The 3,377-nt window shown below is 73.6% G+C and carries 2 protein-coding genes; both read right to left on the reverse strand.

Going from position 1 to position 3,377, the window contains the following annotated elements:
• Positions 1-1,526 (reverse strand): type I polyketide synthase (locus tag AXW62_RS39345; RefSeq protein WP_174556488.1); only part of this gene is annotated, 1,526 nt, incomplete at its 3' end.
• A 42-nt stretch (positions 1,527-1,568) separates the two neighbouring features.
• The coding region (locus AXW62_RS39350; protein ID WP_159061113.1) for a polyketide synthase dehydratase domain-containing protein at positions 1,569-3,377 on the reverse strand (1,809 nt) is incomplete at its 5' end.

Here is a 3,377-nt window from a genome sequence, read left to right on the forward strand (position 1 = left end):
GAAGAAAACTCGGAGCCGCCCCCCACCCACTCCGCCAACGCCGCAGCCTGACCCCGCAACGCTTCCGCGCTCCGCCCCGACAGCACCCACGGCACCACCCCACCCACCTCAGACGACACCAACCCCACCCCCGGCCCCTCCACCCCCGGAGCCTGCTCCAGGATCAGATGAGCGTTCGTTCCGGAGATGCCGAAGGAGGACACCGCCGCGCGGCGGGGCCGCTCCAGCCGGGGCCAGTCCACCGGCTCGGTCAGCAGCCGCAGCCCGCTGTCCTCCCAGTCCACATGCGGGGTGGGGGTGTGAAGGTGCAGGTTCGCGGGCAGTTGCGGGTGCCGGAGGGCCATCACCATCTTGATCACGCCCGCCACACCGGCCGCCGCATGCGTATGGCCGATGTTGGACTTCAGCGAACCCAACAGCAGTGGCCGGTCGGCGGGGCGGTTCCGGCCGTAGGTGGCGATCAGGGCCTCGGCCTCGATGGGGTCGCCGAGCTGGGTGCCGGTGCCGTGTGCCTCGACCGCGTCCACGTCACCGGGACCGAGCCCCGCGTCGGCCAGCGCCTGGCCGATGACGCGCTCCTGGGCCATGTCGTTGGGCGCGGTGAGGCCGTTGCTGGCGCCGTCCTGGTTGACCGCCGAGCCGCGGATCACCGCCAGCACGCGATGGCCGTTGCGCCGCGCCTCCGACAGCCGCTCCAGCACCACCAGGCCGACGCCTTCGGAGAAGCCGGTGCCGTCCGCGTCGGCGGCGAAGGACTTGCACCGGCCGTCCGGGGCCAGGGCGCGCTGCCGGGAGAACTCGGTGAACATGACGGGGGTGGCGAGTGAGGTGACGCCGCCCGCCAGGGCCAGGGTGCACTCGTCCTGCCGCAGCGCCCGCACCGCCAGGTGCAGGGCCACCAGCGAGGCCGAGCACGCGGTGTCCACCGTCACCGCCGGTCCCTCCAGGCCGAAGGTGTAGGCCACCCGGCCCGAGATCACGCTGGTGAGCCCGCCGGTGGTGGCATAGCCCTCCAAGCCCTCGGGGATGCGTGGTGCCCGGGACAGGTAGTCCTGGCTGGACACACCGGCGTAGACACCGGTGCGGGTCCCCTTCAGCGTCACCGGGTCGATACCGGCCCGTTCCAGGGATTCCCAGGCCGTCTCCAGCACCAGCCGCTGCTGCGGGTCCATGGCCAGCGCTTCCCTGGGGCTGATGCCGAAGAACGCCGCGTCGAACCGGTCCGCCGCGACGAAACCGCCCTGGCGGACACAGCTGGTGCCGTAGTGCTCCGGATCGGGGTGGTAGAGGCTGTCCAGGTCCCAGCCGCGGTCCGTCGGGAAGTCCCCGATCGCGTCGACGCCGGAGACGAGCAGTTCCCACAGCCCCTCCGGTGAGGTGATCCCGCCGGGAAAACGGCAGGCCATGCCGACCACGGCCACCGGCTCCCGGGCGCGCTCCTCCACCTCGCGCAAGCGCAGCCGCGTATCGTGCAGATCGGCGGACACGCGCTTGAGATACTCGACCAGTTTCTCTTCGTTCGCCATGAGGGGTCACCCGGCCTTCAGCGATCGTCGCGCCCGGCACATTCAGGACACACCAAGCTCGTTGTCAATAAACTCAAGGACCTGATCCGCGGACGCGGACTCCAGCCGTTGGGCCGCGCTCATCTCATGCGTCGGCTGCCGTGGCACCTGTGTGTCCGGAGGCACGATCGCGGTGGGGGCGGCGGTGGTCTCGGAGGACAGCCGTCGCACGAGGTGGTGGGCGACGCCTTCCGGCGTCGGGTACCGGAAGACGAGGGCCGCGGGGAGCCGCAGTCCGGTGGCGGCCGCGAGCCGATCGCGCAGTTCGACCGCGGTCAGCGACTCGAAGCCCAGTTCCTTGAAGCTCACGTCGGCGTGCACCGCCTCGGCGTCGGTATGTCCCAGCACGGTGGCGGCGTGGTCGCGTATCAGGCCGAGGAGCGTGCGGTACCGGTCGACGGCCGACAGCCGCGCCAGCCGGGCGGCCCAGTCGGCGGACGACGCCCCGACGTCGGCGGCCGCGGCGCGCCGCCGTACGGTTACGCCGCCACCGCTGCCGGCGGTCGCCGCACCGGTGTCCACGGACCGCAGTTGGCCGGGTTCGGCGGGCCGCAGCACCAGCGCGTCGATGGTCAGCACCGGGGTGCCCACGGCGTCGGCGACGACGACCCGCAGGGTGCGCTCGTCCTCGGCGGCCTGTGGGCGAGGGGTGAGCCGGACCCGTACGGCGGTGGCCTCGGATGCCCACAGGGACAGGCCGTTCACGGTGAACGGCAGCCACATCCGCTGCTCGGCCGGCTCGGGTCCGGGCCCCGCGCCGGGAGGCTCGGTCAGCACTGCCGGATGCAGGACCGCGTCCAGCAGGGCGGGGTGGACCCCGAATCCACCGGGCCCTCCGGCGGCCTCGGGCAGGTGTACCTCGGCCAGCAGATCCGAGCCGTCCCGCCACACCGCGCGCAGCCCCTGGAACGCCGGGCCGTACGCGTAACCGGAGGCGGCGGCGCGTGGGTAGAACCCCTCGGTGTCCACCGGCCGCGCTCCGGGCGGAGGCCAGGTCCCGGTCAGCTCCTCCGCCCGGCCCTCCGGTACGGCGGGGCCGAGGACGCCCACGGCGTGGCACGTCCAGTCGGCGTCCCCACCCGTGCGCGGGCCGTCGCCGGGGCCGGAGTAGACGGCGATGTCGCGGCGTCCGTCGTCGGCGGGAGGGCCCACCACCACCTGGACGCACCGGCCGCCCGTCGCGGGCATCACCAGCGGCAGCCGCAGTGCGAGTTCCTCCACCGCACCGCCGTCTGCCTCGTCGGCGGCCCGCAGCGCCCACTCCATCAGGGCGGCCCCGGGCACCAGGGCCACGCCCGCCACCACATGGTCGGCGAGCCAGCCATGTGTCTGCGGGGAGATGCGTCCGGTCAGCACATGGCCGCTGCCGTCGGCGAGCCGCACCGCGGCGCCAAGCAGCGGATGGTCCGCGGCGGCCAGCCCGAGGGCGGCCGGGTCCCCGCCGCGTCCGCCGGGGGTGTCCAGCCAGTAGCGCTCGCGCTGGAAGGCGTAGGTGGGCAGGTCGACCGTGCGGGGCGGGGGGTCGGCCGGGAACGCGGCCGACCAGTCCACCTCGGCCCCGGCGAGGAACGCCTGCGCGACCGACTTCGTCAGCTGGGCCAGGTCCCCGTGGCCGCGCCGCAGCGTGGGCACGGTGGTGGCGGGGACGCCCGCCTCCTCGAAGCACTCCCGCATGCCCATGGTGAGGACGGGGTGGGTGCTGGCCTCGATGAACACCCGGTGACCATCGGCCAGCAACGCCTGGACCGCGTCGGCGAACCGCACCCGCTCCCGCAGATTACGCACCCAGTAACGGGCATCCAGACCCGCGGT

Source organism: Streptomyces hygroscopicus subsp. hygroscopicus, assembly GCF_001553455.1.
GTDB lineage: Bacteria > Actinomycetota > Actinomycetes > Streptomycetales > Streptomycetaceae > Streptomyces > Streptomyces hygroscopicus.